The following is a 24178-nucleotide window of genomic DNA, read 5'->3' as shown; positions in this document are numbered from 1 at the left end:
CACGCAGCGTCAGCGTTTCGGTTTTCGCACTGCGCCTTAGCAGGAAACGCATAAGAAACTGCGCACGGCAAGCATCGTCATGGCAACGACATACCGTGCGCAACCGGTTCACATTTCAGCGGAGAAACCGCGCGCGGCGCCTGCTCAGGCCGCTCAGGCCGTTCTTGCGACGGTCAGCTTGAGTTCTTCGATCATGCGGTCGCGCATGACGAACTTCTGTACCTTGCCCGTGACCGTCATCGGCATCTCGGTGACGAAGCGGATGTAGCGCGGGACCTTGTAGTGCGCGATCTGGCCTTTGCAGAATTCGCGGATCTCATCCTCCGTCGCCTGCTGGCCGGGCTTGAGCACGATCCAGGCGCACACCTCCTCACCGTACTTCGGGTCGGGCACCCCAAACACGTTGACGGCTTGCACCTTTGGGTGGCGGAAGAGGAATTCTTCGATTTCGCGCGGGTACACGTTCTCGCCACCGCGAATGAGCATGTCCTTCACACGGCCGACGATGTTGCAGTAGCCCTCGGCATCGAACGTTGCCAGGTCACCCGTGCGCATCCAGCCGTCATGGATGGAGTCGGCGGTCTTGGTCTCGTCATCCCAGTAGCCGAGCATGACCGAATAGCCCTTGGTCCAGAGCTCGCCCTTCTCGCCCACCGGCACGGTGTCGCCCACACCATCCACCAGCTTGACCTGCAGATGCGGCTGAATGCGGCCGACGGTGGTCACGCGCTTGTCGAGCGGGTCCGTCACGGCGCTCTGGAACGACACGGGGCTCGTCTCCGTCATGCCATACGCAATGGTGACTTCGCGCAGGTTCAGCTCCGACACCACGCGCTTCATCACCTCGATCGGGCACGGCGATCCGGCCATGATGCCGCCGCGCAGGCTCGATACGTCGAAGGTCTTGAAATCCGGATGATCGAGTTGCGCGATGAACATGGTCGGCACGCCGTGCAGTTGCGTGCAGCGCTCTTCGGCCACGGCGCGCAGGGTGGCGAGCGGGTCAAAGGCCTCACCCGGAAACACCATGCACGCACTGGTGGCAGTGCACGTGAGCACCGACATGACCATGCCGAAGCAGTGGTACAGCGGCACGGGAATGCACAGCCGATCGCCGGCCTGCAGGTTCATCGCCATAGCAACAAAGCGCGCGTTGTTAACCACGTTCACGTGCGTGAGCGTGGCGCCCTTGGGCGCGCCGGTGGTTCCGCTGGTGAACTGGATGTTGATGGCATCGTCCGGCGACAGCGTGTTGGTGATGGCATCCAACGCATCAATGGGTACGCTTTTTCCACGGGTGATGACGTCGGCAAAGTTGATCATGCCGGGCGTGACAGCCTCGCCCATCCGGATCACCCAGCGCAGTGCAGGCAGCTTGGCCGCGTTCAATGCCCCGGGTTGTGCGCTCGCCAACTCGGGGGCGAGCGTCTGCAGCATCTCCAGGTAACGCGAAGTCTTGAACGCCTCGGCCGCCACGATGGCCTTGCAGCCGACTTTGTTGAGTGCGTATTCCAGCTCCGAGAGCCGATACGCCGGGTTGATGTTGACGAGGATGAGCCCCAGGCGCGCCGTCGCAAACTGCGTGAGCACCCATTCATAGCGGTTGGGCGACCAGATGCCGATGCGGTCGCCCCGCTCCAGCCCCAGCGCATGCAGGCCGGCGGCCAGCGCATCAACCTGTTCGGCAAAGGTGCGCCATGTCCAGCGCACACCCTGCTCGCGAAACACTACCGCCTCCGCGTCGGGGTAGCGATTCACCGTCGCTTCCAGCAACGCGGGCACTGTTACGTGCGCCAGCGGCACCTCCGTATCCCCCACCACGTACGACATGCCGTTGCGTGGGCACGGATCGAAACCTTCACCAGCCATGGACGTCTCCTCCAGTCAACGTTGGTCCTTTTGAGACCTTGTTTTGAATGACTTTCTGCTGCTTGTTGCTCCGCAATTTGACGCAGCTTGACGCATTTGGCAATCCGTTCCCTGACGAACAATGACGCGGAACAATTGCTGCGCCGCAGCAGCAAAAATCGGCGGCCAGCACCGTCAACGCGCTAACATGCCGGACTGACGTTTTTGCCTGTGGGATGCGTGATGATTGTTGTAGTGATGGGTGTTTCGGGTTGCGGCAAATCGACGGTGGGCCAGAAGATTGCCGAGCGTCTGGGCTGCGCGTTCCGTGATGGCGACGAGTTCCACAGCGACGCCAACCGCGCCAAGATGCACGCCGGCATCCCGCTCAATGACGACGACCGCAAGCCCTGGCTCGAGTCCATCCGCACCTACATGGACGAGACCACGAGTGGCGGCGGCTCGCTGGTCGTTGCCTGCTCCGCACTCAAGCAGCGCTACCGCGACGTGCTGCGTGGCAAGACCGGCAACACCGAGTTCGTCTACCTGAAAGGCGACTTCGATCTGCTGCAAGGCCGTCTGGCCGCACGCAAGGACCACTTCTTCAACCCGAATCTGCTGCGCAGCCAGTTTGACGCGCTGGAAGAGCCGACTGACGCCATCGTCGTCGACATCGCCCTGCCGCCCGACAGCATCGTCAACGAGGCTGTCACGCAACTGCAGGCACGCGCCGTGCATCGCCCGGCGGCCTGACCGTCGGCAGCGCGCTAGCTGCGTACAAGCTGCTGCAGCACGGCTTGCACTTGGCCGTTGCAGACGCGGCTCATGCGGTCCTGCTCTTGCGGCGTATCGATCTGCTCGTGCGCCTGCAAACCCAGTTGGATCAGCGACTGCGCGCGCGGCAGCCAGTGGCGCGTCAACTGCGTCTCCAACTCGGCGGCAATGCGGTCCGGGTCGCCAAAGTAAAGCCGCCCACCGTATTCGCGCTGGATCTCCTTGCGGATCACCTCTGCCGCACGCGGCAGCACAGCGCGGTTGACGGCCACATGACGCAATTCGTGTTCGCGGATGGCGTTGTAGGCGCAACTGCCGGGCGCGAACTCACGCGCCACCGTCACACGAAAATCACTCAGGACCAACTCCACATCCACCGAAGGCCGCAGGCACGTGGTGGGCGGCTGCGTCGGCAATGCGATGTAGTGCGTGGTGACGTCGAACTGCGCGCTAAGGGTGGCGTAGGTCTTGCCCAGGACGCGGGCAGCACGATCATAGGGCGGCGCCTCAGCGGTCAACTGGCCGACGGAACGGTCGTTGGAAAACGTCAGTGGGGTTTCGTTGGCGTGCACTGTCACCGCCATCGGCCCGAGCTTCTCGTCGCAGATCTTCAGCCAGTAGCTCTTGGGGGCAGATGTGCTGACCGGCACGGCCGTCCCAACGATCTGTCCGCCAGCCGATGCCGCGGCAACCGTCTCGATGGGCGCAAACCGGACATCGGCCAACCGCGCACGGTCATGCCGCGTCCACACACCCGCGCCGACAACGCATGCCAGCGCCAACCCCAAAACCAACACCCGACGCATGCTGGGCTCCCCGTCTGCGCTTGGCTGACTGGGGCGCGAGCATGCTTGCGGGGCCTCCAGTCAGATCATGCCGGCGTCAGTTCCACCGGTTCTCGGTTCTCACGTCGAGCGGCGACCAGTCGTCTGATCTGCTCACCCGATCGTTTGAGCGCAATGCGCGCCTCTGGAAGAAAAGGATAGAAGATCGGCCACACGTGCGGAAGCCGGCGGCCCATTTCTACCGAAACGGATACCCCGGCAGCCCGCGCACGCTCGGCCATTCGGAGAGTGTCGTCGCGCAGCACCTCGCTGGTGCTCACGTAGCAATGCAGCGGCGGCAAACCGGTGAAGTCCGCATACAGCGGCGACACCAGCGGATGATCCACCGGCATGCCCGAATCGCCCAGGTAGATCGTGGCGCCATAGGCCATCCACGCGCCGCGGAACATCACGTCGGATTCGTCGTTGTCGATCAGGCTCTGGCCGGTGGCGGCCAGGTCCGTCCAAGGCGAGTAGAGGATCGCGCCGGCTGGCAGTGGGTCCCCCGCGTCGCGCAACGCTACCAGCAACGCCAGCGCCAACCCGCCCCCTGCCGAATCCCCAGCCACCACGATCTGCCCGGGCGACACCCCATGCGCCAGCAGCGTGCGATAGCTCGCCAACGCGTCTTCAATGGCCGCAGGAAACGGGTGCTCGGGCGCCAGGCGGTAGTCCGGCACGTGCACGCGCGAGCGCGCATGCGTGGCCAGGCCGATCGTGATGGGGCGATGCGTACGGGGGCTGCAGAAGAAGTAACCGCCGCCGTGCAGGTAGAGCACCACGGGCGGCGGGTCATCCAGCATGTCGAGATCGGCGGGTTCGATCCACTCGCCGGTCAGGCCGCCGCCGTTGGCCCCATCGGCAGGCACGATGCGCCAGTCCGGCGGCAGCTCCACTGGCGACGGCATCTTCCGCTTCTCCGCGCCGATGCGCGTGGCGACTGGGTCAAACGGCTCCCGTTCGGTCGGCCTCTTGATCTGCCTGCGCACCTTCCACGAGACGACCCAGTTCTGCCAACTCATCGCGCGGCCCTCAACAGCAAAATCCCAGCCTAGCGAGGATGCGCTGCCCAGACAATCGGTTCGCACCCTTGTTTCGCGCGGTGTCGGCACGATGCGACATCAAGCAACGTCTTGCGTGGCAGCCAGGGCAACGAGGCAGAGCCGCTCCATCTCGCCGATCCACACGTCGGGTGCAGGTGGCGCATCGGGCAACAGCAGGCGGTAGCGCCGCGCGCCCCAGATGGCCAGCAGCAGTGTCTGCAGCAAGGCGTCCTCGGGCCGGGCCGGCAGGTCGGCACAGGCATCCAGCGCCTGACGCCAGGCGGCGCTCAGCTCGTCGAAGAAACGCCGGTGGTGCTTGGGCTCGGCGATGCGGTCTTCGCGCATCAGCATGGCGTGGTCGAAGTACGGCGGATCGAGCGCCGGATCGCCACAGGACAGGCGCACAAGATGGCGCACGCGGTCGCGCCAGGGCAGATCCGTGCGATCGATCACCTCGCGCTGAATGCGCCCGAGCAGCACCTCGATGGTGTGACGCACATAGCCGGACAGCAGTGCCTCCTTGTTCGGGAAGTACTCGTACAACGTGCCGACCGAGCAGCCGGCCTCCAGCGCCACCGCGCGCGTGGTGGCGGCCTGTGCGCCGTCGCGCTGCCAAATCCGAACAAACGCCTCGTAGATGGCCTGCACGGTGAACTTTGCACGGCGCTGCGACGGCCGTTTCAGCGGCTTGGCGGGGCCTGCCGGTGCGGTGTGTTCCGTCGGCGCGTTTCCGAACCCGGTGCCGGATTGCCGGCGATAGAGTGAAGCCATCAGCCCATCGATCCCGAAAATGGAGGAGACACCATGAACGCCCCCAAGAACGCCGCGTACGAGCGGCTCTTCACGCACAAGCATGCCCTAAACGAAAGCCGGCTGGAAAGCGCCGATGCAGCTCCCCAGGCTGCGCCCGGCGAGGTCGTCTTGCGCTTGGACCGCTTCGCGCTCACCACCAACAACATCACCTACGCGGCCTTTGGCGATGCCATGCAGTATTGGTCGTTCTTCCCCACCGGGCAGGAAGGCTGGGGCCACATGCCGGTGTGGGGTTTTGCCGATGTGGTGAGCTCCACCGTGGAAGGCATCGACGAGGGCGAGCGTTTCTACGGCTATTTCCCGATCGCCACGCACCTGCGCATGCAGCCCGAACGGGTGACGCCGCGTGGCTTCTACGATGGTGCCGCACACCGCCAGGCGCTGGTCTCTGCCTACAACCAGTACACGCGCGTGACGCAGGATGCGGCCTACGACGCCGCGCTGGAGAACTACCAGATCCTGTACCGGCCGCTGTTCATCACGTCGTTCATGCTGGCGGATTTTCTCTCGGACAACGCCTTCTTTGGCGCACGGCGGCTGGTGTTCTCCAGCGCCTCCAGCAAGACGGCGTATGGCACGGCGTTCTGCCTGCAGGACACGCCGGGGCTCACGCTCACCGCGCTCACCTCTGCAAGCAATCGCGCCTTCGTCGACGGCCTAGGCTGCTACCACGACAGCGTCACTTACGACGCACTCGATACGCTTGCCACCGACATCCCCACGCTCTACGTCGACTTCTCCGGCGATGCAGCACTGCGCCGGCGCGTACACGAGCACCTTGGCGATGCGCTGGTGTACGACTGCTTTGCGGGCTCCGCGCAGAACACGGATTTCATCCAATCCGAAGCTCTGCCCGGTCCGGCGCCGCAGTTCTATTTCGCGCCGGTACAGATCCGCAAGCGCAACGCCGACTGGGGCCCCGCCGTCGTCACCGAGAAGTTCAACGCGGCACAACGACGCTTCATCGACCACGTGCGCGAACCCGCGCACGGCTGGCTCACGCTGATCGAGGAACACGGCATGACGGCTGCACAAGCGCGCATTGCCGCGCTGCACGCCGGGCGTACGCACCCGCGTGAAGGCTATGTGATCCGCCTGTAACGAATACGCTGGCAGTAGCTCACGCGCGCGAAGACACGGCATTGCTCGCGCGTGATGCCTTCGTATCCCTGGGGGGATCCAACAAACAATCTACAAATTTATATATTATTTGAGACCTAATTAATTCCCCCCCTGCTCCCATGTCGATTGACTTTGCGCATTTCACGCCGGGCGCGGCCATGATTGGCGGCCTGATCATCGGGCTGGCCGCAGCCGTGCTGGTACTGGGCAACGGACGCATTGCCGGCATCAGCGGCATTGTCGGCGGGCTGCTGCAGCGCCCGCGTGGCGACATGGACTGGCGTATCGCCTTTCTTGTCGGGTTGATCGGGGCGCCAGTCATTGCGGCGCTGCTCGGTCAGCCCGTGGTGCCGGACATCTCCGCCGGCTGGGGCGAGGTCCTCGCCGCCGGCTTCCTGGTCGGCATCGGTACGCGCTATGCGGGCGGCTGCACGAGCGGCCACGGTGTCTGCGGTTTGTCGCGCGGCTCCGTGCGCTCGCTGGTGGCAACCCTCACCTTCATGGCCGCGGGCATCGCCACCGTGTTCGTGATGCGACACGTGGTGGGAGGCTGATATGCCGATCGTGATTGCGTTGATCGCGGGCCTGCTGTTTGGTGCGGGGCTCATCGTGTCGGGCATGGCCAATCCGGCCAAGGTGCTCGGCTTTCTGGATCTGTTCGGCCACTGGGACCCATCGCTGGCCTTCGTGATGGGTGGAGCGATTGCCGTCGGCGCGGTCGCCTTCTTCATTGCGCGGCGGCGCGGGCGCTCGCTGCTCGGCACGTTGATCCAATGGCCGTCGGCTACGGGCATCACCACACGGCTGGTGCTCGGCAGCGCGGTCTTCGGTATTGGCTGGGGCCTGGCAGGGTTCTGCCCGGGGCCGGCACTGGTAGCGCTGGGCGCGGGCGTACCCAAGGCCATCGGCTTTGTCGTTGCCATGCTGGCGGGCATGGCCGTCTTCAGCGCCATCGAGCGCAAGCGCTAGCCGCGCAACCTCGACCTCTAGAACAACACACAACCAACCCACAGGGGGCAACATGACGCTTGGCAAACTCGGCGCCGCATTGGCGCTGGCTGTCAGCACATCCGCATTCGCACAAACCACGCCGAGCACACTGCCGGTGCCCGACGAAGCCACCATCCCTGCCGGCCCGGTGGGCGACGCCATCAAGCGCGGCAAGCTGATCCTCACCGACACCAAGCGCCAGTTGCCCCACAACGTCGGCAACGGCCTGAACTGCACGAGCTGCCACCTGAACGGCGGCACCACGCCATACGCCGCGCCGTGGGTGGGGCTGACTGCCGCGTTTCCGGAATACCGCGCGCGCAGCGGTGCCGTCATCTCGTTGCAGCAGCGCGTGAATGATTGCTTCCAGCGCTCGATGAACGGCAAGCCGATTGCCTTTGACGGCGAGGACATGAACGCCATCCTCGCGTACATGAAGTGGCTGTCCAGCGGCGTGCCCGTGGGCACCAACGTGAACGGTCGCGGCTTCGAGAAGATCGACACCACGCTCGTGCCGAATCACGAAAACGGCAAGGCCATCTATGCGCAGCGTTGCGCCGCCTGCCACGGCGCCGAAGGCCAGGGCATGCCGAACCCGCAAGGCGGCTACTTGATGCCGCCGCTGTGGGGCAAGGATGCGTTCAATGTCGGTGCGGGCATGGCACGCCTGTACACGGCGGCCCCGTTCGTGAAGCACAACATGCCGCTAGGCCAGGGCGGCACGCTGACCGCGCAGGAGGCCGTGGACGTGGCCGGGTTCTTCACCCAGCAGCCGCGCCCCGACTATGCCGAACGCGTCAAGGATTGGCCCAAGGGCGACAAGCCGAAAGACGCGCGCTGACACCATCGCATTCAACAAAGAAAAAGCCTGCGACGTCACCGCCGCAGGCTTTTCTCTTTGACACATCAGGACGCTAGGCGTCTCTTCTGTGTGAATCCCCGCTCAATACTCAGTTGACCTTGAGCTGACCGCCACGGCCCAGACCGCCCTTCACGTCTTGCGCCTTGTAGCTGCGCAGCGCAACGACCATCTTGTTCCAGGCGTCGATGAAGGCGACCACCGTGGCCTTGCCTTCCGGCGTGCTGGAGAAGCCAGCCAGACCGCCGCCCACGCCACCGCCAAAGCCGGCCAGTACAGCACCGTAGTTGGTGGCCGTCGAGCTGCCTTCGGCAGCGGCGATCTGCACGGCCGAGCGCACGTCAAACAGCGTCAGCGTAACGACCGAAGCCTTCGACTTCACGCTGCCGGCCAGCGCGGCAATCGCGCTGTTGCCCAGCAGGCCGCCCACGGCGCCAGCCACGCCACCGATCGGCGAATCGTTGATGATGATCTGCGGCTCCATGTAGTAGTCAGCCGCCACACGCTGGCCCTTCTGCTGCTTGGAACCGGCACGGTATTCGCCGGAGTTGCGCTGCAGATCGGTGATGCGCGACAGGCGTGCGTCGGTCTTCTGGTTGCCGATCGACGTGATCACGAAGCAGTTGGACTGCTGCACAGCCAGGCGCAGCAGCGGATCGATCGTGGTGATCTTGGTGGCGCTACCGAACTGGCCGTACCAGTCGGCGTTGCGGCCGTCATCCATCGCGATCGTGCCCAGCGGCGAGGCGCAACGCTCGAGCGTCGGGTCTGCGCCTGCGCTGGAGCCGCCGGCAGCAGCACCGCTCACGCCGGCGTTCTGGCCGCCCGGGGTCACAACGCCACCACCTGCACATGCGGCGAGGGAAGCAGCGATCACGGCCACGCCTGCAAACTTGGCAGTGCGGCTGAAGAGATTGGTTTTCATATTGTTTTGTGGCTCGAATTGAGTCGATTTCCGGCTTACGCGTCCTTCGACTCGATAAGCCCCCCTTGGCAAGGCGCGCGACGAGTTTTTCCCCCTCCCCAAAGCGCCTTAAAAACGCGATAACGCTTTTGCTATCTGATCACCGGTCAATACCAGTACCAGGTCGTCTGACGCCAGACGCCCAGATACGGATAACCCGAGTACCAATAGTTGTAATAGGTGGTGCGCCACTGCGAGCGCCACTTGTAGTCGTCCTGCTCCGACCGTTTTGCCTTGCGCGCTTCGTCGAGCAGTTTCTTGGATTCCTTGTCGCCGCGGCTCACCGCAATCGAGAGCCATTTTTCGGCTTCAGCCGGGTCAGAGCCCATCTCTTCGAGGCCGAACAGATAGAACGCGCCGAGTGCCTTCTGCGCCTGCAGGTTGCCGTGCTCGCCAGCCTCGCGCATCCACACCAGCGCCTGGTAGCTGTCCTGGCGCACGCCGTCACCGCGGAAGTAGCGCAGGCCCAGGTCATAGGCGGCCTTGGGTTCTCGCTTGGCAACGTCTTTAAGGGCCGTGATACGCGGGTCTTCGTCCGGGATGTTCGCCTGGTCAAAAGCCACTTGAGCCTTCGGCCGATCGGCACACCCACGATCATCGCAAATCCGCACCACATCGCTGGGCGGTTGAGGCTGGGCACAGGCGGCCAGCCACACGACGGCCCCCAGCATCAGCAAACGATTACGCATTCGTCTGACCCCTAATTTCTTATTGTTGCTGTTCGATTGAGAGAGGCCCTGTCAGCCCCGGATGGGTGTGCCCCAGCCGATCGCGCAAAGCCTTCTATTCCCCGCCCCACATAACGAATCGCGGGCACATGATATAGATCGGTCTACTTTAGCGTCAACCATGTGCCGTTGTGTTACCAAAGCGTAAAGCTGACGGGGCAACAACAGTCTGCGCACGGTTCGGCCGCAGCCCGATCCACAGGATGCGGCAAGGGGCCGATGCTAAGATGCAAGCCAGCAATTAAGAGAGGGTGCGATGCGCGCAAGCAAGCGCCAACAGGTGGTGGACAAGGCCAGCGAGTTGTTTTCCCGGCACGGCTTCTACCCGGTCGGCATCGATTGGATCATCAGCGAGTCCGGCGTCGCGCGCATGACGCTATATCGGCACTTTTCCGGCAAGGAAGACCTGATCAAGGAAGTGCTGGAGCAGCGCTACACCTTCATCATGAACAGCATGGCCGAGCGGCTTTCGACCATGCCTGACGTCACGGCCCGCCTGAAGGGCATCTTCGACTGGTATGAGGCGTGGTTCCGCAGCCCGGAGTTTGCGGGCTGCCTGTTCGAGCGCGCGCTGGCCGAGTTTGGCGCGACCTGCCCCAAGGTGACCGACGTGGCGATACGCTACCGCGACGACCTGCTCAACATGATCGAGACGCTGCTCGCAGAGGTCGTGCCCACCGATGCGGCGCGGCAACTCGCGGGGGTCTATGTGATGCTGCTTTCCGGCGCCACGGCCGATGCGCGTGCCGCGGGCGATCCGACTGCCGCCACGCGGGCGTGGCTCGCAGCACAGACCCTGCTGAACCAGGCCAAAGCCGGCGCGCGCGCCATCGCATAAGCCGGCGTCGTCTCTACCAGCCCCGCTGCAAGCGTCGGGCGACCTGCCAGGGCAAACGCAGCAGCCCACCCGCTATCAGGCGCAGGTGCATGCCCACCAGCAGGATGTTGTCGCGCAGATATTGGAAGTGCGACACGCCACCTTCACTCACCCGAAAGTAGCGCACCGGCGCATCCACCCGAATGGGGCGCACACCGGCCCAGCACAGGCGCACGGCCGCTTCGGGGTCGAAGTCGAAGCCGCGCATCCAGGTGTGCCGGCGCATGATGGCAAGCAGCGGCGCGATCGGATACACGCGGAATCCGAACAACGTATCGCCAATGCCCGCCCATAGCGTTTCGATGTCCGCGCACACGTTCGACAGGCGCCGCCCCTGCACGCGCAATTGCGGTGCGCTTGCGTCAAATACCGGTTGCCCGAGAATCATGGCATCGGGCGCCGCCTGCGAGGCGGCCATGAAGGCGGGGATCAGGTCAGCGGGGTGCTGGCCGTCGGAATCCATGGTCAGCACGTAAGAGAAACCATGCGCGGCAGCGGCCTCGAGCCCGGCCTGAATGGCCACGCCCTTGCCCCGATTGCGCGGCAGCAGGATCACGTGCAGCCCCGGGTCTTGCGCGGCCATGGCCTGCAGGCGCTCGGCGCTGCCATCGGTACTGCCGTCGACCACCACCCACACGGGGTTCCATTGCGTGCGGGCGCTGCGCACGGTCTCATCCAGCTTGACGCCCGGGTTGTAGCTCGGGATCAGGACGAGGTGCGTGGAAGATGCGCCAGTCATCGGCATGGCGTCATGCGTGTGCGGCAACGTGCGGGCAAAACCAGCGCGTGCCTATCGCGTGCGGTGCGCGGCGACGTAGGCTGCCAGCGAGCCCAGCGAAGCGAAGATCTTGGCGTTGTCCGGATTGCCCGAACGCAGTTCAAAGCCGTACTTCTTGGAGATCAGCAGCGCGACTTCAAGGATATCGATGGAGTCGAGCGCAAACCCTTCACCGTACAACGGCGTATCAGCGCTCAGGGTATCGAGTTGGATGTCTTCGAGATTCAACTCGCCAATCATCAGGGTGGCGAGTTCTTTTTCCAGATCGTTCATCGGTCTTGCTCACACGGGCAGCGTAGCGTCTGCGGACAGACCCTGTAGCAAGGGAATGCGGCCAGGAATGTGGCCTGAAGCGAGACGTCCTCCTCGCCTGAAACCCTGCCTTGCCCTGCCCCCGCCCGTGCGGTGTGGGGGTCGTTTAAGCTAGGCGGATTCTAGTCGAAGGCACCCCCCTCGTATAGCGCGAAACCGTGACAAAAACCCCGCGCGTCACACCGGCGTTTGTGACGCAAACGATTCAACGGCGGAGCCAACACCGCGCGGTATCGCGAATCGGCAGCCAGGCGCTGTCGTAGCGCTTTCGACAAGATGTACATCCGGTTACAAACGCGACATCGGCCAGTCGGGCGAGTCACGTGTAGGCCACTAAAATGTGGCCCGCCAGAACCGTCTGGCAAGGTCCGGACCGCACCAACCGGCCCGCTGTGCCGTGCGTATGATGAAAGCGCCCGGCATCACAGGAAACCGGACAGACACATCCACACGCCTGATGCAGCACACCCTATTCTGCCCCCTTCTGACATGGATCGACTGACCGGCATCGTGCGCGCTGCGGCAGGTGTGGCTGCAGTCGTCGCCTATCAGGTGGGCGCGCATTACGCGGTGGCGACGCCGGGCATGCATGGCTTTGGCCTGGCGATGGCACTCGTGCCACCGCTGGTCATTGCACTGGTGGCCGCGGCGCGCGCTACGCAGCGTGCCTGGTTGTTGCCGCTGTGGTGCGTTGTCAGCGGGGCACTGTGGATGCTCCACGAACCGCTGTCGCGCCATTTCGAATGGGGCCTGTATCTCGAACATGCGAGCTTCAACCTGATGATGGCTTACGTATTCGGCCGCACGCTCGTTGCTGGGCGCGAGCCGCTGTGCACGCGCTTTGCGGCCATCGTGCACGGCACGCTCACGCCACGCATTGCGCGCTATTCGCGGCAGGTGACGGTGGCCTGGATGCTGTTCTTCCTGGCAACGGCGGCGGTATCCACGCTGCTGTTTGCCGCGGCATCGATCATCACGTGGTCGACGTTTGCCAACTATGTATCGCTGCCGCTGGTGGGCGCGATGTTTGCCGTGGAATACCTCTGCCGGCGCCTCGTGCTGCGCGGCGAGCCGCGCTCCAGCCTGTTCGACGCCGTGCGTGCGTACCGGCACCACCGGCAATCCCGCTGAACCCATACCGACCGCATCCCCCGAGATTGCTGCATGCCGACTTACCCGCTGGTCTCCCACGCATCGCTGGACCACACGCTCGCCTGGCGCGACGGCGCACCGGTTTCCGTGCGTGCGTTCCTGGCCGACGTGAAGCGATTGGCCGCGATGCTCCCGCCGGGCGGTCACGTCTTCAACGCCTGTACGGACCGTTACCGCTTTGCCGTCGGCCTGTGCGCCACGCTGGTGGCCGGCAAGATCAGCCTGCTGCCGCCCATGCAGACACCGCAGATGGTGCGTCAACTGGCAGCGTTCGCGCCCGATGTGTTCTGCCTGCATGACGCAAGCGCATGCCCCGTCGACCTGCCCGGCTTTCACTACACCGATGATGCGACGCGGGGCGATGCGCTGGCCGAGGTGCCGCCGCATGTTCCGCAGATTGATGCGTCACAGGTCATGGCCTATCTGTTCACGTCCGGCTCGACCGGCACGCCCGTGCCGCATCGCAAGACGTGGGGCGCTCTCGTGCGATGCATGCGCGCGGGGGCCGCACGGCTTGGGCTGGACGATGGGCGCGCATTCACGCTGGTTGGCACGGTGCCGGCGCAGCATATGTATGGCTTTGAGGTCACGGTCCTGCTCGCGCTGCAGGCCGGCCTGGCGTTGAGCAACCGGCAACCGTTCTATCCGGCGGATATCCGCGAAGCGCTTGAAGCCGTGCCGGCGCCGCGCGTGCTGGTGACCTCGCCGGTGCACCTGCGGGCGCTGCTGGCGTCGGAACCCACCTTGCCGGCCGCAGCGCTGGTGCTGTCAGCCACTGCGCCGCTGTCGGAAGCGCTTGCGCGCGAGGCGGAGGCACGCCTGGCCGCACCGCTGCTCGAAATCTATGGCAGCACCGAAACCGGCCAGCTCGCCACGCGACGCACGGCGCAAGACACCGCGTGGCATGCGTACCCCGACGTTCGTCTGGAGTTGCTCACCAGCACAGCCGATGACGACGGCCCCACCGTCTGGGTGTCCGGTGGGCACGTGGAAACCCCGGTGCCGATGGGCGACACGCTGGCGTTGCTGGACGACACGCACTTCCTGCTGCAAGGCCGCAAGGCCGATCTCATCAACATTGCCGGCAAGCGGTCTTCGCTGGCGTATCTGAACCATCAGCTCAATGCGATTCCGGGCGTGGTGGACGGCGTGTTCTTCATGCCGGACGACGCACCGCCCACGCCGCATGCTTACGGCGGGTTGCCGGTCACGCGGCTGGTGGCACTGGTCGTTGCGCCGGGGCTGAGTGCGGCGGCACTGCTGCGCGCGCTCCAAGAGCGCATCGATGCGGCGTTCCTGCCGCGCCCGCTGCTGTTTGTGGAGGCGTTGCCGCGCAACGGCACCGGCAAGATTGCGCGAGAGGTGCTGGCGACGTTGGTTGCACAGCAATTGGAACGCCACCACCGGAAGCCCGCCACGCGTTTCACCATCCCCGCAGACCACCCTGCACTGCCCGGCCACTTTCCGGGACGCCCGATCGTGCCGGGCGTAGTCCTGCTCGATCATGCGATCCACACGATCGGCGTGGCGCTGGGCCGTTCGCTCGATGCCTGCCAGCTCGGTTCGGCCAAGTTCCTGAGCCCTGCGGCGCCGGGTGAAGCGCTGGATCTCGCGTTCGAAACGGCGGCCAGTGGCGCGATCCGTTTCACCATCCGCGCGGGTGAGCGTGAAGTCGCCAACGGTGTGCTCAGCGCGCAACCGAGGGCGTCAGAAGGTGTGCCCGCATGAAGCGCCCGGAATGGGCAGAGCGCCCGGAGCGGAGCAATCTCGCAGCGCTGCGCGCGATGACCTGGGCATCGCTGCACCTGGGTCGGCCGTTTGGCCGGCTCCTGCTAAGGCTGGGCACGCTGTACTTCGTGCTGTGCTCGCCCGCCGCGTACCGTGCGTCGCGCGACTATCTGCGGCGCGTGCTTGACCACCCCGTTGGGCTACGTGACGTCTATCGGCACATGCTCACCTTCGGCACCACGATCCACGATCGCATCTACCTGATGCATGCGCGGTTCGACCTGTTCGACATTCAGTTGAAGGGCCAGGAGCACGTGCACGAAGCCCTCGCGCAGGGGCGCGGCGCGTTTCTGCTGGGCGCGCATCTCGGCAGCTTCGAGGTGGTGCGCGCGCTGGGCCGTGCGGCGTCCGATCTGCCGGACCTGCCGAGGTTACGTGTTGCAGTTGCCATGTACGAAGACAACGCGCGCAACATCAACGCCGCCGTTGCCGCCATCAACCCGGCGGCGGCGCCAGAGATCATTCCGCTGGGGCGCGTCGATGCCATGCTGCAGGTGCGCGAGGTGCTCGATGCCAACGGCCTGGTGGGCATGCTGGCTGATCGTACGTTGCTGCGCGATGCCGGCCCTTCCGTGCAGCGTGTGGACTTCCTCGGTGCCCCTGCAGCGTTTCCGCTTGGGCCGCTACACATGGCGGCCATGCTCAAGCGGCCCGTGCTGTTCATGACCGGCCTGCACCTGGGCGGCAACCGCTATGCCGTGCAGTTCAACAAGCTGGCCGACTTCACGAACCTGCAACGCGAGGACCGCGCCGCCGCTGTCCAGACCGCGCTGGCACGCTATGTAGAGCACGTTGAACACGGCTGCCGCACAGCGCCCTACAACTGGTTCAACTTCTTCGACTTCTGGCACGATGCCAGCGCGACGGAACGGCAACCCGCCGGACACCCGGAACGCCAGGAAACCCCGACGCCATGAACCGACGCTCACTGTTTCGCGCCTGCGTTGCCATGCTCGCGGCCAGCCTGCTGGCCAGCACCGTCCATGCCGCGGACGTTTCAGGCTGGACGCTCGACCGCCTGATGTCGACCCTCGCCCACAACAAATCCGGGCGCGCCACCTTTACCGAAACGAAGACCCTGTCGATTGCCGCGCAGCCCATCGAGTCCTCCGGCGAACTTGTCTTCGTCGCGCCCGACCACCTGGAAAAGCACACGCTGCGCCCCAAACCCGAGCACCTGGTGATCGACGGCAACACGCTGACCGTCGAGCGCAACCAGCGCAAATTCTCGATGCCGCTCGGGCAGTATCCGGAGCTTGCCGCGTTCATCGAGAGCATCCGCGCCACACTGGCCGGCAACCGCTATGCGCTCGAAGCGGTGTACAAGGTCGCCATCAGCGGCCGGGGCGATGACTGGACGCTCACGCTCACCCCCATCGACACGCGTATGCAGAAGGTGGTCAGCACCATCACGCTGGATGGCACGCGCGATGTGCTGCGCAGCGTCACCATCCGCCAGGCTGACGGCGATCACTCGCTGATGCGCCTGCAACCGGTCAACTGATGTTGACGCCGATGCGTGAGCCCGCTAACGCCACAGGTGGACTGCGGCATGCAGCCCGGCAGCCCGCGGTGCTCGTATGGCTGCTCGGCCTGCTGCTGTGCGCCGTCGTCATCGGCCGCACGAGCTTCACGGCGGACCTCTCCGCTTTTCTGCCGCGTTCGCCCAGCGCCGAGCAGCGCGTGCTGGTCGATCAGCTGCGCGAAGGGTTGGTGTCGCGGTTGATCCTCATCGGCATCGAAGGCGGTGGAGGGGATGATGCGGCCACCACGCGCGCAGCGTTGTCCCGGCAACTCGCGGCCACGCTGCGTGCGGATGCGCAATTCAGCGCCATCAACAACGGCGAGCCCGTGAGCGAAGCGCGCGATCGGCAGTTCGTCTTTGAACACCGTTATGTGCTGAGCCCGGCCGTCACACCGCAGCGCTTTTCGGCAGAGGGGTTGCACCAGGCGCTGGGCGAAAGCCTGGACCTGCTGGCGTCGTCCGCCGGCCTCGTCGCCAAAAACATGCTGCCGCATGACCCGACCGGCGAAGTGGCCGCGCTTGTCAGCCAACTGGACAGCACCGCACTGCCCTCCCTGTCGAACGGCGTTTGGGCCTCGCGCGATGGCACGCGTGCCGTGCTGGTCGCGCAGACCTCTGCCGCCGGCTCCGACACCGATGCGCAGGCGCGCGCCATTGACACCGTGCGCCGCGCATTCGATGCCGCTGTGCATGCCACACCGAACGCCACATCGGCCAAGCTGCTGATGACCGGCCCCGGTTTCTTCTCGGTCGACACGCGCGACACCATCAAGCACGACGTGGAACGGCTCTCCGCATTAAGCCTGGTGTTGATCGTGGCGCTGCTGCTGACGGTGTATCGCTCGCCGCGCACGCTGGTGCTCGGGCTGCTGCCGGTGCTCTCGGGGGTGGCGGCCGGCGTGGCGGCGGTCAGCATTGGGTTCGGCTCGGTGCATGGGCTGACACTCGGGTTCGGCACCACACTCATCGGCGAGGCTGTCGACTATTCGATCTATCTGTTCGTGCAATCTGCAGGCGCACACACGGCGCGCCCCGCCGATTCACTGCGTGCGTGGATTGCCACGTACTGGCCGACCATCCGCCTGGGCGTGCTGACCTCGGTGTGCGGTTTTGCGTCGATGCTGTTCTCTGGCTTTCCGGGGCTTGTGCAACTGGGGCTGTATTCGATTGTTGGTCTGGTAACGGCAGCGATGGTCACGCGCTATGTGCTGCCGCATCTTCGCGGTACGCACGTGGAGATTCGCGACGTTGCCAAGCTCGGTGCGTGGCTGACACGCGCTACGCAAGCCGCACCGCGCCTGCGTTGGACACTCGTGCTCACGCTGGTAGGTGCGTGCGCCGCACTAGCGCTGCATCGCGATGGCCTCTGGAGCCGCGAGCTTGCCGCACTCAGCCCAGTGCCCGCTAATAGCCAAGCACTCGACGCCAGCCTACGCGCCGACGTGGGTGCACCGGACGTGCGCTATCTGGTGGTGATTCCCGGCGCGAGCGAGCAGGCAGCGTTGCAAGGCGCAGAGAGAGTGGCCGCACAACTGCAACCGTTGGTGGATGCGGGCGCGCTGGCCGGGTTCGAGAACCCCGCGCGCTATCTGCCAAGCGATGCCACACAGCGCGCGCGCCTGGCCAGCCTGCCGCCCGCTGACGTGCTGACCGCGCGCATGCGCGCCGCCGTTGAAGATCAGCCCATCCGCGTGAAGCCGGAGCTCTTCGCTCCCTTCATCGCCGACGTGGCCGCCGCACGCAAACAACCGCTGCTGCGCCGCGCTGATCTGCAAGGCACATCGATGGCACTAGCCGTTGATGCCCTGCTCACGGAGCGCGACGGCCAGTGGAGTGCCATGCTTCCGCTGCGCGCGCCCTCCATCGACAAAGCAGACGCTCAGACCGCAAACCCACCCAGCTTGAATGCAGCAGCCATTCGCGCTGCCGTCGAGCACGCCAACCTGCCCGGCGCACTGTTCGTCGACCTGAAGGCGGAAGCCGACCGCCTCTACGTCAACTACGTGCGTGAGGACATCCACCTCTCCCTGGCGGGGTTCGCGGCGATTGCGTTGCTGCTGTGGGTCGCGCTGCGTTCTGCACAACGCACACTGCGCGCGCTGGCGCCACTGGTGGCGGCGGTGCTGGTCGTTACCGCCGGCTTTGCGCTGGCGGGTGTCCAACTGACCATCCTGCATCTGGTGGGCATGCTGCTGATCGTGGCAGTGGGTTCGAACTACGCGTTGTTCTTCAACCAGCGCACAGGCACGTCACAGCCCTCACAACCAGCATCGCAGACACTGGTATCCCTGCTGGTGGCCAACCTGGCGACGGTGGCCGGCTTCGGCCTGCTGGCATTCTCGCGCGTGCCGATGCTGGAGACCTTCGGGTTGACCGTCGGCCCCGGCGCCATGCTGGCGCTGGTGTTTGCCGCCATCCTCGCGCCAAAGGCTGCCCCCGATCAGCACACTGCCGCATGAACACTCCGCTCACCCACCCCCTCGGCATGGCACGGCGCTGGAAACCCACGCCGCTCATCAGCGGTGCGTTGGCACTGCACGCGGGCGCTGCCGTGGCGGTGGTGGCACAACCGTCGTCCTGGCCGTTGGCGGGTGGTGCCGTCGTTGCCTCGCACCTGGCGCTGATGGCCGCCGGGCTGTGGCCACGCAGTTCGCTGCTCGGGCCCAACTGGACGCGCCTGCCGGCAACCGTCGGTCAGCAGATCGCGCTCACCATCGACGACGGCCCTGACCCCGAAGTCACGCCGCGCGTGCTCGATCTGCTGGGCGCATACGGCGCCAAAGCAACGTTCTTCTGCATTGGCGATCTGGCGCGTCGACACCCGCACTGCGTCGAGGCCATCGTCGCGCGCGGGCACGCGGTGGAAAACCACAGCCAGCGCCATCGGCACCACTTCTCGCTACAAGGCCCCGGCGCGCTGCGGCGCGAGATCGCTGCCGCGCAGAACACGCTGACGGAAATCACCGGTACGCGCCCGTTGTTCTTCCGTGCGCCCGCCGGGTTGCGCAACCCGTTTCTCGAACCCGTGCTGTGCCAGCTCGGCCTGCAACTGGCGAGCTGGACCCGACGCGGCTTCGACACACGCTCGCACGATGCGGCTGCCGTGGCGCGGCGCTTGCTGCACAACCTGGCAGCACAGGACATCCTGCTCGTTCACGACGGCCACGCGGCGCGCGATGCCCACGGCCAGCCGGTGTTGCTGGCCGCGCTGCCGATGGTGCTGCAAGCCGCCGCGCAAGCGCAGTTGCGGTGCATCACCCTGCGCGCGGCGCTGGCATCGGAAGCGTCGCAACCGGGCGGGCCGCAAGTGACCGTTTGATAAAATTTGTGTATGCAGCCGGGACACCCGCCAGCCAGCCTCACCCCATCAACAGCCCCAATCCCGCCTTCCCGTGAAGCCTTTACTGCTCACGCATTTCACCGCCACGAGTTGTATTGGACGTGGCCTGGACGCCACCCTCGATGCGCTGCGCAGACAGCGTGGCGGCTTGGCGCCCTGCGATTTCCCACGGGCAGACCTCGACACCTGGATCGGCGCGGTGGAAGGCGCAGACGCAGAACGCCTGCGCCCTGACCTGTCTGACTTCGATTGCCGCAACAACCGCCTGGCGCAGATCGGCCTGACACAAGACGGCTTTGCCGCGCACGTCGAGGCCGCCAAGGCACGCTACGGTGCCAAGCGTATCGGCGTGTTCATCGGCACCAGCACGTCCGGCATCCTGCAAGCCGAACACGCCTACCAGCACCGCGACGCGCAAACAGGGGCGCTGCCGGCCGACTTCCACTACGCGCACACGCACAACATCTACTCGCCCGCCGCCTTCGTGCGGGCGTATTTCGGGCTGGGCGGGCCGTCGATGGCGATCTCGTCGGCGTGCTCGTCGGGTGCCAAGGTGTTTGCCTCGGCACGACGCATGCTGGCCGCCGGTCTGATCGACGCGGCCGTGGTGGGCGGGGTGGATTCGCTGTGCCTGACCGCGCTGTATGGCTTCAATTCGTTGGAGCTGCTGTCGCGACAGCCATGCCGGCCGTGCGATGTCGCGCGGGATGGCATCTCCATTGGCGAGGCCGCCGCCTTTGCGCTGCTGGAACGCACGCCCGATGCGGACCAAGACCTGGAGGACGACGCGATCCTGCTGCTCGGCATTGGCGAGTCGAGCGACGCGCATCACATGTCGACGCCCCACCCCGAGGGCTTGGGCGCACGCGCAGCGATGGCCCAAGCCCTGACCACCAGCGGCCTCGACGCCAAGGACATCGACTACATCAACCTCCACGGCACCGGCACGCTCAGCAACGATGCGGCCGAGGGCCACGCCATCCACGCGCTGTTCGATGGCACGCCGTGCAGCTCGACCAAGGGCGCGACCGGCCACACGCTGGGCGCGGCGGGCGCACTGGAAGCGGTGATCACCGCGCTGGCGCTGCGCCACCAAATCCTGCCGGCTGGCATCAACACCCCGCAGCCGGACCCTGCATTGGCCCTCAACTACGTGACGACCAACTCCCCGCACGACGCAAGTCGCATGTACACGGCGCTGAGCAACGCCTTTGGTTTTGGCGGCACGAATTGCAGCCTCGTCTTCGGTCGCGCAGACCGGGCCCGCCACGGCTCCGCACCATGACGCGGCTGAGCGCATTCATTGAAGGCATCGGCCTGCTCGGGCCTAGCCTACCGGATTGGACGCAGGCAGCGGAGGTTCTTGCCGGGCGCGCGGCCTACGCGCCCGAGCGCACCATCCTGCCAGCGCCGACAAGCCTGCCGCCCGTCGAGCGGCGCCGCACCGGGCCAGTCGTCAAACTCGCCCTGGCGGTCGGCCATGAAGCCGTGGCTGCCAGCGGGCGCGATGCCGCCACGCTGGCCACGGTATTCAGCTCGTCCGGCGGCGATGGCCAGAACTGCCACGTGATCTGCGAAACGCTGGCGAGCGACGACCGCAAGCTGTCGCCCACGCGTTTCCACAACTCCGTGCACAACGCGCCCGCGGGCTACTGGAGCATCGCCACGCATGCCACGGCACCGTCCAACGTGCTGTGCGCGCACGACGGCAGCTTTGCCGCCGGCCTGCTGGAAAGCCTCTGCCAGGTCACGGTCGATGGTGCTGCCAACCTGCTGATCGTCTACGACAGCGACTACCCCGAGCCGCTGCGCGCCGTGCGACCGGTGCCCGATGCGTTTGCCGTGGCACTGGTGCTGGCGCCCGAACCGAGCGCACGCACGCTGGCCCGCATCGACGTCGTGCTGACCGACGCCCCGGCCACCAGGCTGGCGCATCCCGAACTCGACGCGCTATGCAGCAGCAATCCCGCCGCACGCGCACTGCCGCTGCTCGAAGCGCTGGCGACACAGCAGCCGCAAAGCGTGGGGCTCGACTACCTGCCCGACACGCGCCTGCACGTGGATGTCGTTCTGCGGGGTGCCGATGGCGTCTTCAGCACAGGTGCGCCATGACGCTGGATGCACCGCTGTCGCCGCCGCTTGACCAAAGCTGGATCGCCGCGCGCATTCCGCACAGCGGCGCGATGTGCCTGCTCGACACCGTGCTCGCCTGGGACGACGCGCATATCCATTGCACGGCGACGAGCCACCGCGATCCGGCCAACCCGCTGCGTGCGCATGGTCGGCTGGCAGCCGTGTGCGGCGTCGAATACGCCGCGCAGGCGATGGCCGTGCACGGCGCCCTGCTTGATGTCGCACATGAGATCGCACAAGCGCGCCCACGTGCAGGCTTTCTTGCCAGCGTGCGCGGTGTTGAAGCCCACGTTGCGCGGCTGGATACGTTCGACGCGCCGCTCGACATTGAAGCCGAGCGCATCAGCGGTGACGGCAACAACGTGCTGTACCGTTTTACCGTGCGCTGCGCCGAGCGCACGCTGCTCACTGGCCGCGCCGCCGTTGTGCTCGACGCGTCCGCCGTATGAATCTGTTGGAGAGGAATCCCGCTGTGAAAGGTCGCCTGTTCCCGCTATTGCCGATTGCCGCGCTATTGCTGACGCTGCTCAGCCCCATCGCCCATGCCGACCTGTCCGAAGTGAAGGAGAACATCAAGCAGGACTCGAAGGAAGCCGCCAGGAAGACCGGGCACGCCGCAAAGGAAGCCGGCCATGCCACGGCCAACGCCGCGCGTGCGGTTGGGCATGGCGTGAAGAACGCCGCGCATGCCACCAAATGCGGCGTGAAGCATGTGTTCAAGAAGCCTTGCGATAGCGACTGACGCTCTCAACAAAAAACCCGGCATCCGTGATGGAGTGCCGGGTTTAATCGACGCCTACCGCGTAATAACGCGATCTACTTTGCGGCCACCGCAAAGGTGATGCGACGGTTACGCTGGCGTCCCTCAGCATTTGCGTTATCCGCCACTGGCACGCTGGACCCGGCCCCCGCTGCCTGCAAACGCGTCTGCGGCACGCCCTGGCCCGTGAGATACGCGCGTACCGACTCAGCACGTTCGAGCGACAGCTTCTGGTTGGCAGCCTCATCGCCCTGATTGTCGGTATGACCGGTGATGACGATCGTGCGGTCGTCATCCTTCAGCAACCCGGCGATATCGTTCAGGCGGCTCTTGGCCTCCTCCGGCAACGTGGAGGAGCCGGAAGCAAATTCGATGCGCTCATCGAGCAGGTTGTCCGATGCGGCAGCCGTGCCGGCACTGGCATCGGTGGTCAGCGCCACATCCGACTTCAACTGGCTGGCGATCCAACCTGGCGCGGCGGCGCCAGTGACAGAACGCACCGCTTCGCTCGGCGCCACGCCGGTCAGCTTCATGCCCTCCGCGCTGGTCTGCAGATCGAAGCTGCCCAGTTGCTTCAGGCGGGCCAGCACATCGACCGGGCGGGACTGCCACCACACTGCCGGCGCACCCGCGGCAACCGTCAACTGGTCGACCACGTTGTCCTTGCCCCACAGCACGCGCGCAGGCTTGAGCAGGCGCGCCTTGGTCGCCTCATCAGGCACGGCACCGCTGAGGGTGATCTTCTGCGCGTTACCGGCAAGCCCGATGGCGCCCGGTGCAGTAGCGTGCTCAACCGCCGACGCACCCGTAGACAACGCTGCCGGTGCAACGCCCCCGCCCGCCGACGCGGCATCCTGGCCGCTGATGAATCGCACCGCGTAAATGACCACGCTGATCAGCAAAACACCGATCACAGTGGCAACGACGGCAAGGGAAACACGCTCTGACTGGTCTTCCGTAGACATGCGAAACACTCCCAAGTGGCGCCGCGCAGCCCAGAATGGGCCGGAGCGGATGACGAACCGGCAATCTGACAGATCAGGGATGACTTGTCGACCGCATCACCGTGTTCAACTGTCTGTGTGCTGCGCGGGAAACGCAAACGAAAAAAAGCCCGCAACCCAAAGGGCTGCAGGCTTGTGTGCTTGCCACGCTACAGGTACCCACCAGAACGAACAGAAGCGGCCCCTGGGGCAAAAAAAGAACTGGTCGCGTGATGGCCTTTGGCTAGGGCCGGCTACCGCCACCGCCCTCCGGATACCCCCGGCCGCCACACGGCTCTGCATGCGCAGACGATGCGGTGAGGACGGTAAAGGTGCCAACGGTGCCGCCAACGACTGTCAGCAGCGCAACCGCAAACAGAAAACGCTTGATCACGTGTCTCATGACCCCTCCCTGAAGGCAGGCATGGTCCCTAAAGTCTAGTTCGCCAGTTGCAACTCAACCTTCGTCATTTTCTGCTCGCGCATGATCTGGTCAGCAACAAAAAAAGCCCCGTAAATTCCCGCCTAACCCATTGATTAGACAAGAATTTCGGGGCCCTTCTTT

Annotated in this window: 26 protein-coding genes; 16 read left to right on the top strand and 10 right to left on the bottom strand. The window is 65.3% G+C overall.

Features of this window, described 5'->3' with window-relative positions:
• Positions 1–153: 153 nt before the first annotated feature.
• On the bottom strand, positions 154–1869 hold the full coding sequence (locus C404_RS50550) for an AMP-binding protein (RefSeq protein ID WP_021196462.1): 1716 nt from the start codon (positions 1867–1869) through the stop codon (positions 154–156).
• A 222-nt stretch (positions 1870–2091) separates the two neighbouring features.
• On the opposite strand from C404_RS50550, the gene C404_RS50545 reads away from it, so the two are divergent.
• On the top strand, positions 2092–2601 hold the full coding sequence (locus C404_RS50545; RefSeq protein WP_031329843.1) for a gluconokinase: 510 nt from the start codon (positions 2092–2094) through the stop codon (positions 2599–2601).
• Positions 2602–2615: 14 nt separating this feature from the next.
• On the opposite strand, the gene C404_RS50540 is transcribed toward C404_RS50545, so the two are convergent.
• The 3 genes from C404_RS50540 to C404_RS50530 all read right to left on the bottom strand — a co-directional run bounded on the left by C404_RS50540 (position 2616) and on the right by C404_RS50530 (position 5260).
• Positions 2616–3428, bottom strand: coding sequence for a hypothetical protein (locus tag C404_RS50540; RefSeq protein WP_031329842.1), 813 nt, complete (start codon positions 3426–3428; stop codon positions 2616–2618).
• 65 nt (positions 3429–3493) lie between these two features.
• Entirely contained in the window at positions 3494–4468 is a 975-nt protein-coding gene (locus C404_RS50535) for an alpha/beta hydrolase (protein ID WP_021196459.1), read from the bottom strand.
• Between the two features lie 99 nt (positions 4469–4567).
• Entirely contained in the window at positions 4568–5260 is a 693-nt protein-coding gene (locus tag C404_RS50530; protein ID WP_021196458.1) for a TetR/AcrR family transcriptional regulator, read from the bottom strand.
• 33 nt (positions 5261–5293) lie between these two features.
• Between C404_RS50530 and C404_RS50525 the strand changes: the two genes are divergently transcribed.
• From C404_RS50525 to C404_RS50510, 4 genes are all read left to right on the top strand, one after another.
• The gene (locus C404_RS50525; protein ID WP_021196457.1) at positions 5294–6403 is read left to right on the top strand and encodes a DUF2855 family protein; all 1110 of its coding nucleotides are present in this window, start codon (positions 5294–5296) and stop codon (positions 6401–6403) included.
• Between the two features lie 140 nt (positions 6404–6543).
• Positions 6544–6978, top strand: coding sequence for a YeeE/YedE family protein (locus C404_RS50520; RefSeq protein ID WP_021196456.1), 435 nt, complete (start codon positions 6544–6546; stop codon positions 6976–6978).
• Position 6979: 1 nt separating this feature from the next.
• Positions 6980–7393, top strand: a complete 414-nt coding sequence (locus C404_RS50515) for a DUF6691 family protein (protein WP_021196455.1) — start codon at positions 6980–6982, stop codon at positions 7391–7393.
• 52 nt (positions 7394–7445) lie between these two features.
• Positions 7446–8255 (top strand): c-type cytochrome, encoded by an 810-nt coding sequence (locus C404_RS50510; protein WP_021196454.1) that lies wholly within the window; start codon positions 7446–7448, stop codon positions 8253–8255.
• Between the two features lie 109 nt (positions 8256–8364).
• Here the strand turns inward: C404_RS50510 and C404_RS50505 are convergent, their stop codons facing one another.
• Both C404_RS50505 and C404_RS50500 read right to left on the bottom strand, forming a co-directional pair.
• Positions 8365–9198, bottom strand: a complete 834-nt coding sequence (locus tag C404_RS50505; RefSeq protein WP_021196453.1) for a hypothetical protein — start codon at positions 9196–9198, stop codon at positions 8365–8367.
• Positions 9199–9344: 146 nt separating this feature from the next.
• On the bottom strand, positions 9345–9926 hold the full coding sequence (locus C404_RS50500) for a tetratricopeptide repeat protein (protein WP_031329841.1): 582 nt from the start codon (positions 9924–9926) through the stop codon (positions 9345–9347).
• Positions 9927–10221: 295 nt separating this feature from the next.
• On the opposite strand from C404_RS50500, the gene C404_RS50495 reads away from it, so the two are divergent.
• Positions 10222–10803, top strand: coding sequence for a TetR/AcrR family transcriptional regulator (locus tag C404_RS50495; RefSeq protein ID WP_021196451.1), 582 nt, complete (start codon positions 10222–10224; stop codon positions 10801–10803).
• Between the two features lie 13 nt (positions 10804–10816).
• Here C404_RS50495 and C404_RS50490 read toward each other — a convergent pair whose 3' ends face one another.
• Both C404_RS50490 and C404_RS50485 read right to left on the bottom strand, forming a co-directional pair.
• The gene (locus tag C404_RS50490; RefSeq protein ID WP_031329840.1) at positions 10817–11587 is read right to left on the bottom strand and encodes a glycosyltransferase family 2 protein; all 771 of its coding nucleotides are present in this window, start codon (positions 11585–11587) and stop codon (positions 10817–10819) included.
• A gap of 45 nt (positions 11588–11632) precedes the next feature.
• On the bottom strand, positions 11633–11893 hold the full coding sequence (locus tag C404_RS50485) for a phosphopantetheine-binding protein (RefSeq protein WP_021196449.1): 261 nt from the start codon (positions 11891–11893) through the stop codon (positions 11633–11635).
• Positions 11894–12421: 528 nt separating this feature from the next.
• Here C404_RS50485 and C404_RS50480 point away from each other — a divergent pair.
• From C404_RS50480 to C404_RS50435, 10 genes are all read left to right on the top strand, one after another.
• Positions 12422–13063, top strand: coding sequence for a membrane protein (locus C404_RS50480; RefSeq protein ID WP_021196448.1), 642 nt, complete (start codon positions 12422–12424; stop codon positions 13061–13063).
• Between the two features lie 33 nt (positions 13064–13096).
• On the top strand, positions 13097–14812 hold the full coding sequence (locus tag C404_RS50475) for an AMP-binding protein (protein WP_021196447.1): 1716 nt from the start codon (positions 13097–13099) through the stop codon (positions 14810–14812).
• A complete protein-coding gene (locus tag C404_RS50470) occupies positions 14809–15789 on the top strand; it encodes an LpxL/LpxP family acyltransferase (RefSeq protein WP_021196446.1) in 981 nt (326 codons plus the stop codon). The genes C404_RS50475 and C404_RS50470 overlap by 4 nt, the downstream gene beginning before the upstream one ends.
• Positions 15786–16376 (top strand): LolA family protein, encoded by a 591-nt coding sequence (locus tag C404_RS50465; protein WP_021196445.1) that lies wholly within the window; start codon positions 15786–15788, stop codon positions 16374–16376. Before C404_RS50470 ends, C404_RS50465 begins: the two co-directional genes overlap by 4 nt.
• On the top strand, positions 16376–18856 hold the full coding sequence (locus C404_RS50460; RefSeq protein ID WP_021196444.1) for an MMPL family transporter: 2481 nt from the start codon (positions 16376–16378) through the stop codon (positions 18854–18856). Before C404_RS50465 ends, C404_RS50460 begins: the two co-directional genes overlap by 1 nt.
• A complete protein-coding gene (locus C404_RS50455) occupies positions 18853–19716 on the top strand; it encodes a polysaccharide deacetylase family protein (RefSeq protein WP_031329839.1) in 864 nt (287 codons plus the stop codon). The genes C404_RS50460 and C404_RS50455 overlap by 4 nt, the downstream gene beginning before the upstream one ends.
• Positions 19717–19789: 73 nt before the next feature.
• Positions 19790–21022: a beta-ketoacyl-[acyl-carrier-protein] synthase family protein gene (locus C404_RS50450; protein WP_031329838.1), complete on the top strand. Its 1233-nt coding sequence runs from the start codon at positions 19790–19792 to the stop codon at positions 21020–21022.
• Positions 21019–21849 (top strand): beta-ketoacyl synthase chain length factor, encoded by an 831-nt coding sequence (locus tag C404_RS50445; RefSeq protein WP_021196441.1) that lies wholly within the window; start codon positions 21019–21021, stop codon positions 21847–21849. The genes C404_RS50450 and C404_RS50445 overlap by 4 nt, the downstream gene beginning before the upstream one ends.
• Positions 21846–22319 (top strand): hotdog family protein, encoded by a 474-nt coding sequence (locus C404_RS50440; RefSeq protein WP_021196440.1) that lies wholly within the window; start codon positions 21846–21848, stop codon positions 22317–22319. Before C404_RS50445 ends, C404_RS50440 begins: the two co-directional genes overlap by 4 nt.
• Positions 22316–22612 carry a hypothetical protein gene (locus C404_RS50435; RefSeq protein WP_104577540.1) on the top strand — a complete coding sequence of 99 codons (297 nt, stop codon included), beginning with the start codon at positions 22316–22318 and terminating at the stop codon, positions 22610–22612. The genes C404_RS50440 and C404_RS50435 overlap by 4 nt, the downstream gene beginning before the upstream one ends.
• A gap of 74 nt (positions 22613–22686) precedes the next feature.
• Here C404_RS50435 and C404_RS50430 read toward each other — a convergent pair whose 3' ends face one another.
• The gene (locus C404_RS50430) at positions 22687–23595 is read right to left on the bottom strand and encodes an OmpA family protein (RefSeq protein WP_021196438.1); all 909 of its coding nucleotides are present in this window, start codon (positions 23593–23595) and stop codon (positions 22687–22689) included.
• 262 nt (positions 23596–23857) lie between these two features.
• A complete protein-coding gene (locus tag C404_RS60490; RefSeq protein ID WP_167313327.1) occupies positions 23858–24016 on the bottom strand; it encodes a hypothetical protein in 159 nt (52 codons plus the stop codon).
• Between the last annotated feature and the right edge of the window lie 162 nt (positions 24017–24178).

Source organism: Ralstonia sp. AU12-08 (genome assembly GCF_000442475.1).
GTDB lineage: Bacteria > Pseudomonadota > Gammaproteobacteria > Burkholderiales > Burkholderiaceae > Ralstonia > Ralstonia insidiosa.
Note: the sequence above shows the minus strand (reverse complement) of the source record. Positions and strands in the feature narration are given on the sequence as shown.

What these genes read in the sequence shown, in the direction of transcription:
- C404_RS50540 (WP_031329842.1), bottom strand. Translation starts at nt 3,428, where the DNA reads ATGCGTCGGGTGTTGGTTTTGGGGTTGGCGCTGGCATGCGTTGTCGGC.
- C404_RS50465 (WP_021196445.1), top strand. Translation starts at nt 15,786, where the DNA reads ATGAACCGACGCTCACTGTTTCGCGCCTGCGTTGCCATGCTCGCGGCC.
- C404_RS50480 (WP_021196448.1), top strand. Translation starts at nt 12,422, where the DNA reads ATGGATCGACTGACCGGCATCGTGCGCGCTGCGGCAGGTGTGGCTGCA.
- C404_RS50520 (WP_021196456.1), top strand. Translation starts at nt 6,544, where the DNA reads ATGTCGATTGACTTTGCGCATTTCACGCCGGGCGCGGCCATGATTGGC.
- C404_RS60490 (WP_167313327.1), bottom strand. Translation starts at nt 24,016, where the DNA reads ATGAGACACGTGATCAAGCGTTTTCTGTTTGCGGTTGCGCTGCTGACA.
- C404_RS50515 (WP_021196455.1), top strand. Translation starts at nt 6,980, where the DNA reads ATGCCGATCGTGATTGCGTTGATCGCGGGCCTGCTGTTTGGTGCGGGG.
- C404_RS50550 (WP_021196462.1), bottom strand. Translation starts at nt 1,869, where the DNA reads ATGGCTGGTGAAGGTTTCGATCCGTGCCCACGCAACGGCATGTCGTAC.
- C404_RS50475 (WP_021196447.1), top strand. Translation starts at nt 13,097, where the DNA reads ATGCCGACTTACCCGCTGGTCTCCCACGCATCGCTGGACCACACGCTC.
- C404_RS50545 (WP_031329843.1), top strand. Translation starts at nt 2,092, where the DNA reads ATGATTGTTGTAGTGATGGGTGTTTCGGGTTGCGGCAAATCGACGGTG.
- C404_RS50470 (WP_021196446.1), top strand. Translation starts at nt 14,809, where the DNA reads ATGAAGCGCCCGGAATGGGCAGAGCGCCCGGAGCGGAGCAATCTCGCA.
- C404_RS50440 (WP_021196440.1), top strand. Translation starts at nt 21,846, where the DNA reads ATGACGCTGGATGCACCGCTGTCGCCGCCGCTTGACCAAAGCTGGATC.
- C404_RS50485 (WP_021196449.1), bottom strand. Translation starts at nt 11,893, where the DNA reads ATGAACGATCTGGAAAAAGAACTCGCCACCCTGATGATTGGCGAGTTG.
- C404_RS50530 (WP_021196458.1), bottom strand. Translation starts at nt 5,260, where the DNA reads ATGGCTTCACTCTATCGCCGGCAATCCGGCACCGGGTTCGGAAACGCG.
- C404_RS50505 (WP_021196453.1), bottom strand. Translation starts at nt 9,198, where the DNA reads ATGAAAACCAATCTCTTCAGCCGCACTGCCAAGTTTGCAGGCGTGGCC.
- C404_RS50430 (WP_021196438.1), bottom strand. Translation starts at nt 23,595, where the DNA reads ATGTCTACGGAAGACCAGTCAGAGCGTGTTTCCCTTGCCGTCGTTGCC.
- C404_RS50525 (WP_021196457.1), top strand. Translation starts at nt 5,294, where the DNA reads ATGAACGCCCCCAAGAACGCCGCGTACGAGCGGCTCTTCACGCACAAG.
- C404_RS50445 (WP_021196441.1), top strand. Translation starts at nt 21,019, where the DNA reads ATGACGCGGCTGAGCGCATTCATTGAAGGCATCGGCCTGCTCGGGCCT.
- C404_RS50435 (WP_104577540.1), top strand. Translation starts at nt 22,316, where the DNA reads ATGAATCTGTTGGAGAGGAATCCCGCTGTGAAAGGTCGCCTGTTCCCG.
- C404_RS50460 (WP_021196444.1), top strand. Translation starts at nt 16,376, where the DNA reads ATGTTGACGCCGATGCGTGAGCCCGCTAACGCCACAGGTGGACTGCGG.
- C404_RS50500 (WP_031329841.1), bottom strand. Translation starts at nt 9,926, where the DNA reads ATGCGTAATCGTTTGCTGATGCTGGGGGCCGTCGTGTGGCTGGCCGCC.
- C404_RS50535 (WP_021196459.1), bottom strand. Translation starts at nt 4,468, where the DNA reads ATGAGTTGGCAGAACTGGGTCGTCTCGTGGAAGGTGCGCAGGCAGATC.
- C404_RS50455 (WP_031329839.1), top strand. Translation starts at nt 18,853, where the DNA reads ATGAACACTCCGCTCACCCACCCCCTCGGCATGGCACGGCGCTGGAAA.
- C404_RS50510 (WP_021196454.1), top strand. Translation starts at nt 7,446, where the DNA reads ATGACGCTTGGCAAACTCGGCGCCGCATTGGCGCTGGCTGTCAGCACA.
- C404_RS50495 (WP_021196451.1), top strand. Translation starts at nt 10,222, where the DNA reads ATGCGCGCAAGCAAGCGCCAACAGGTGGTGGACAAGGCCAGCGAGTTG.
- C404_RS50490 (WP_031329840.1), bottom strand. Translation starts at nt 11,587, where the DNA reads ATGCCGATGACTGGCGCATCTTCCACGCACCTCGTCCTGATCCCGAGC.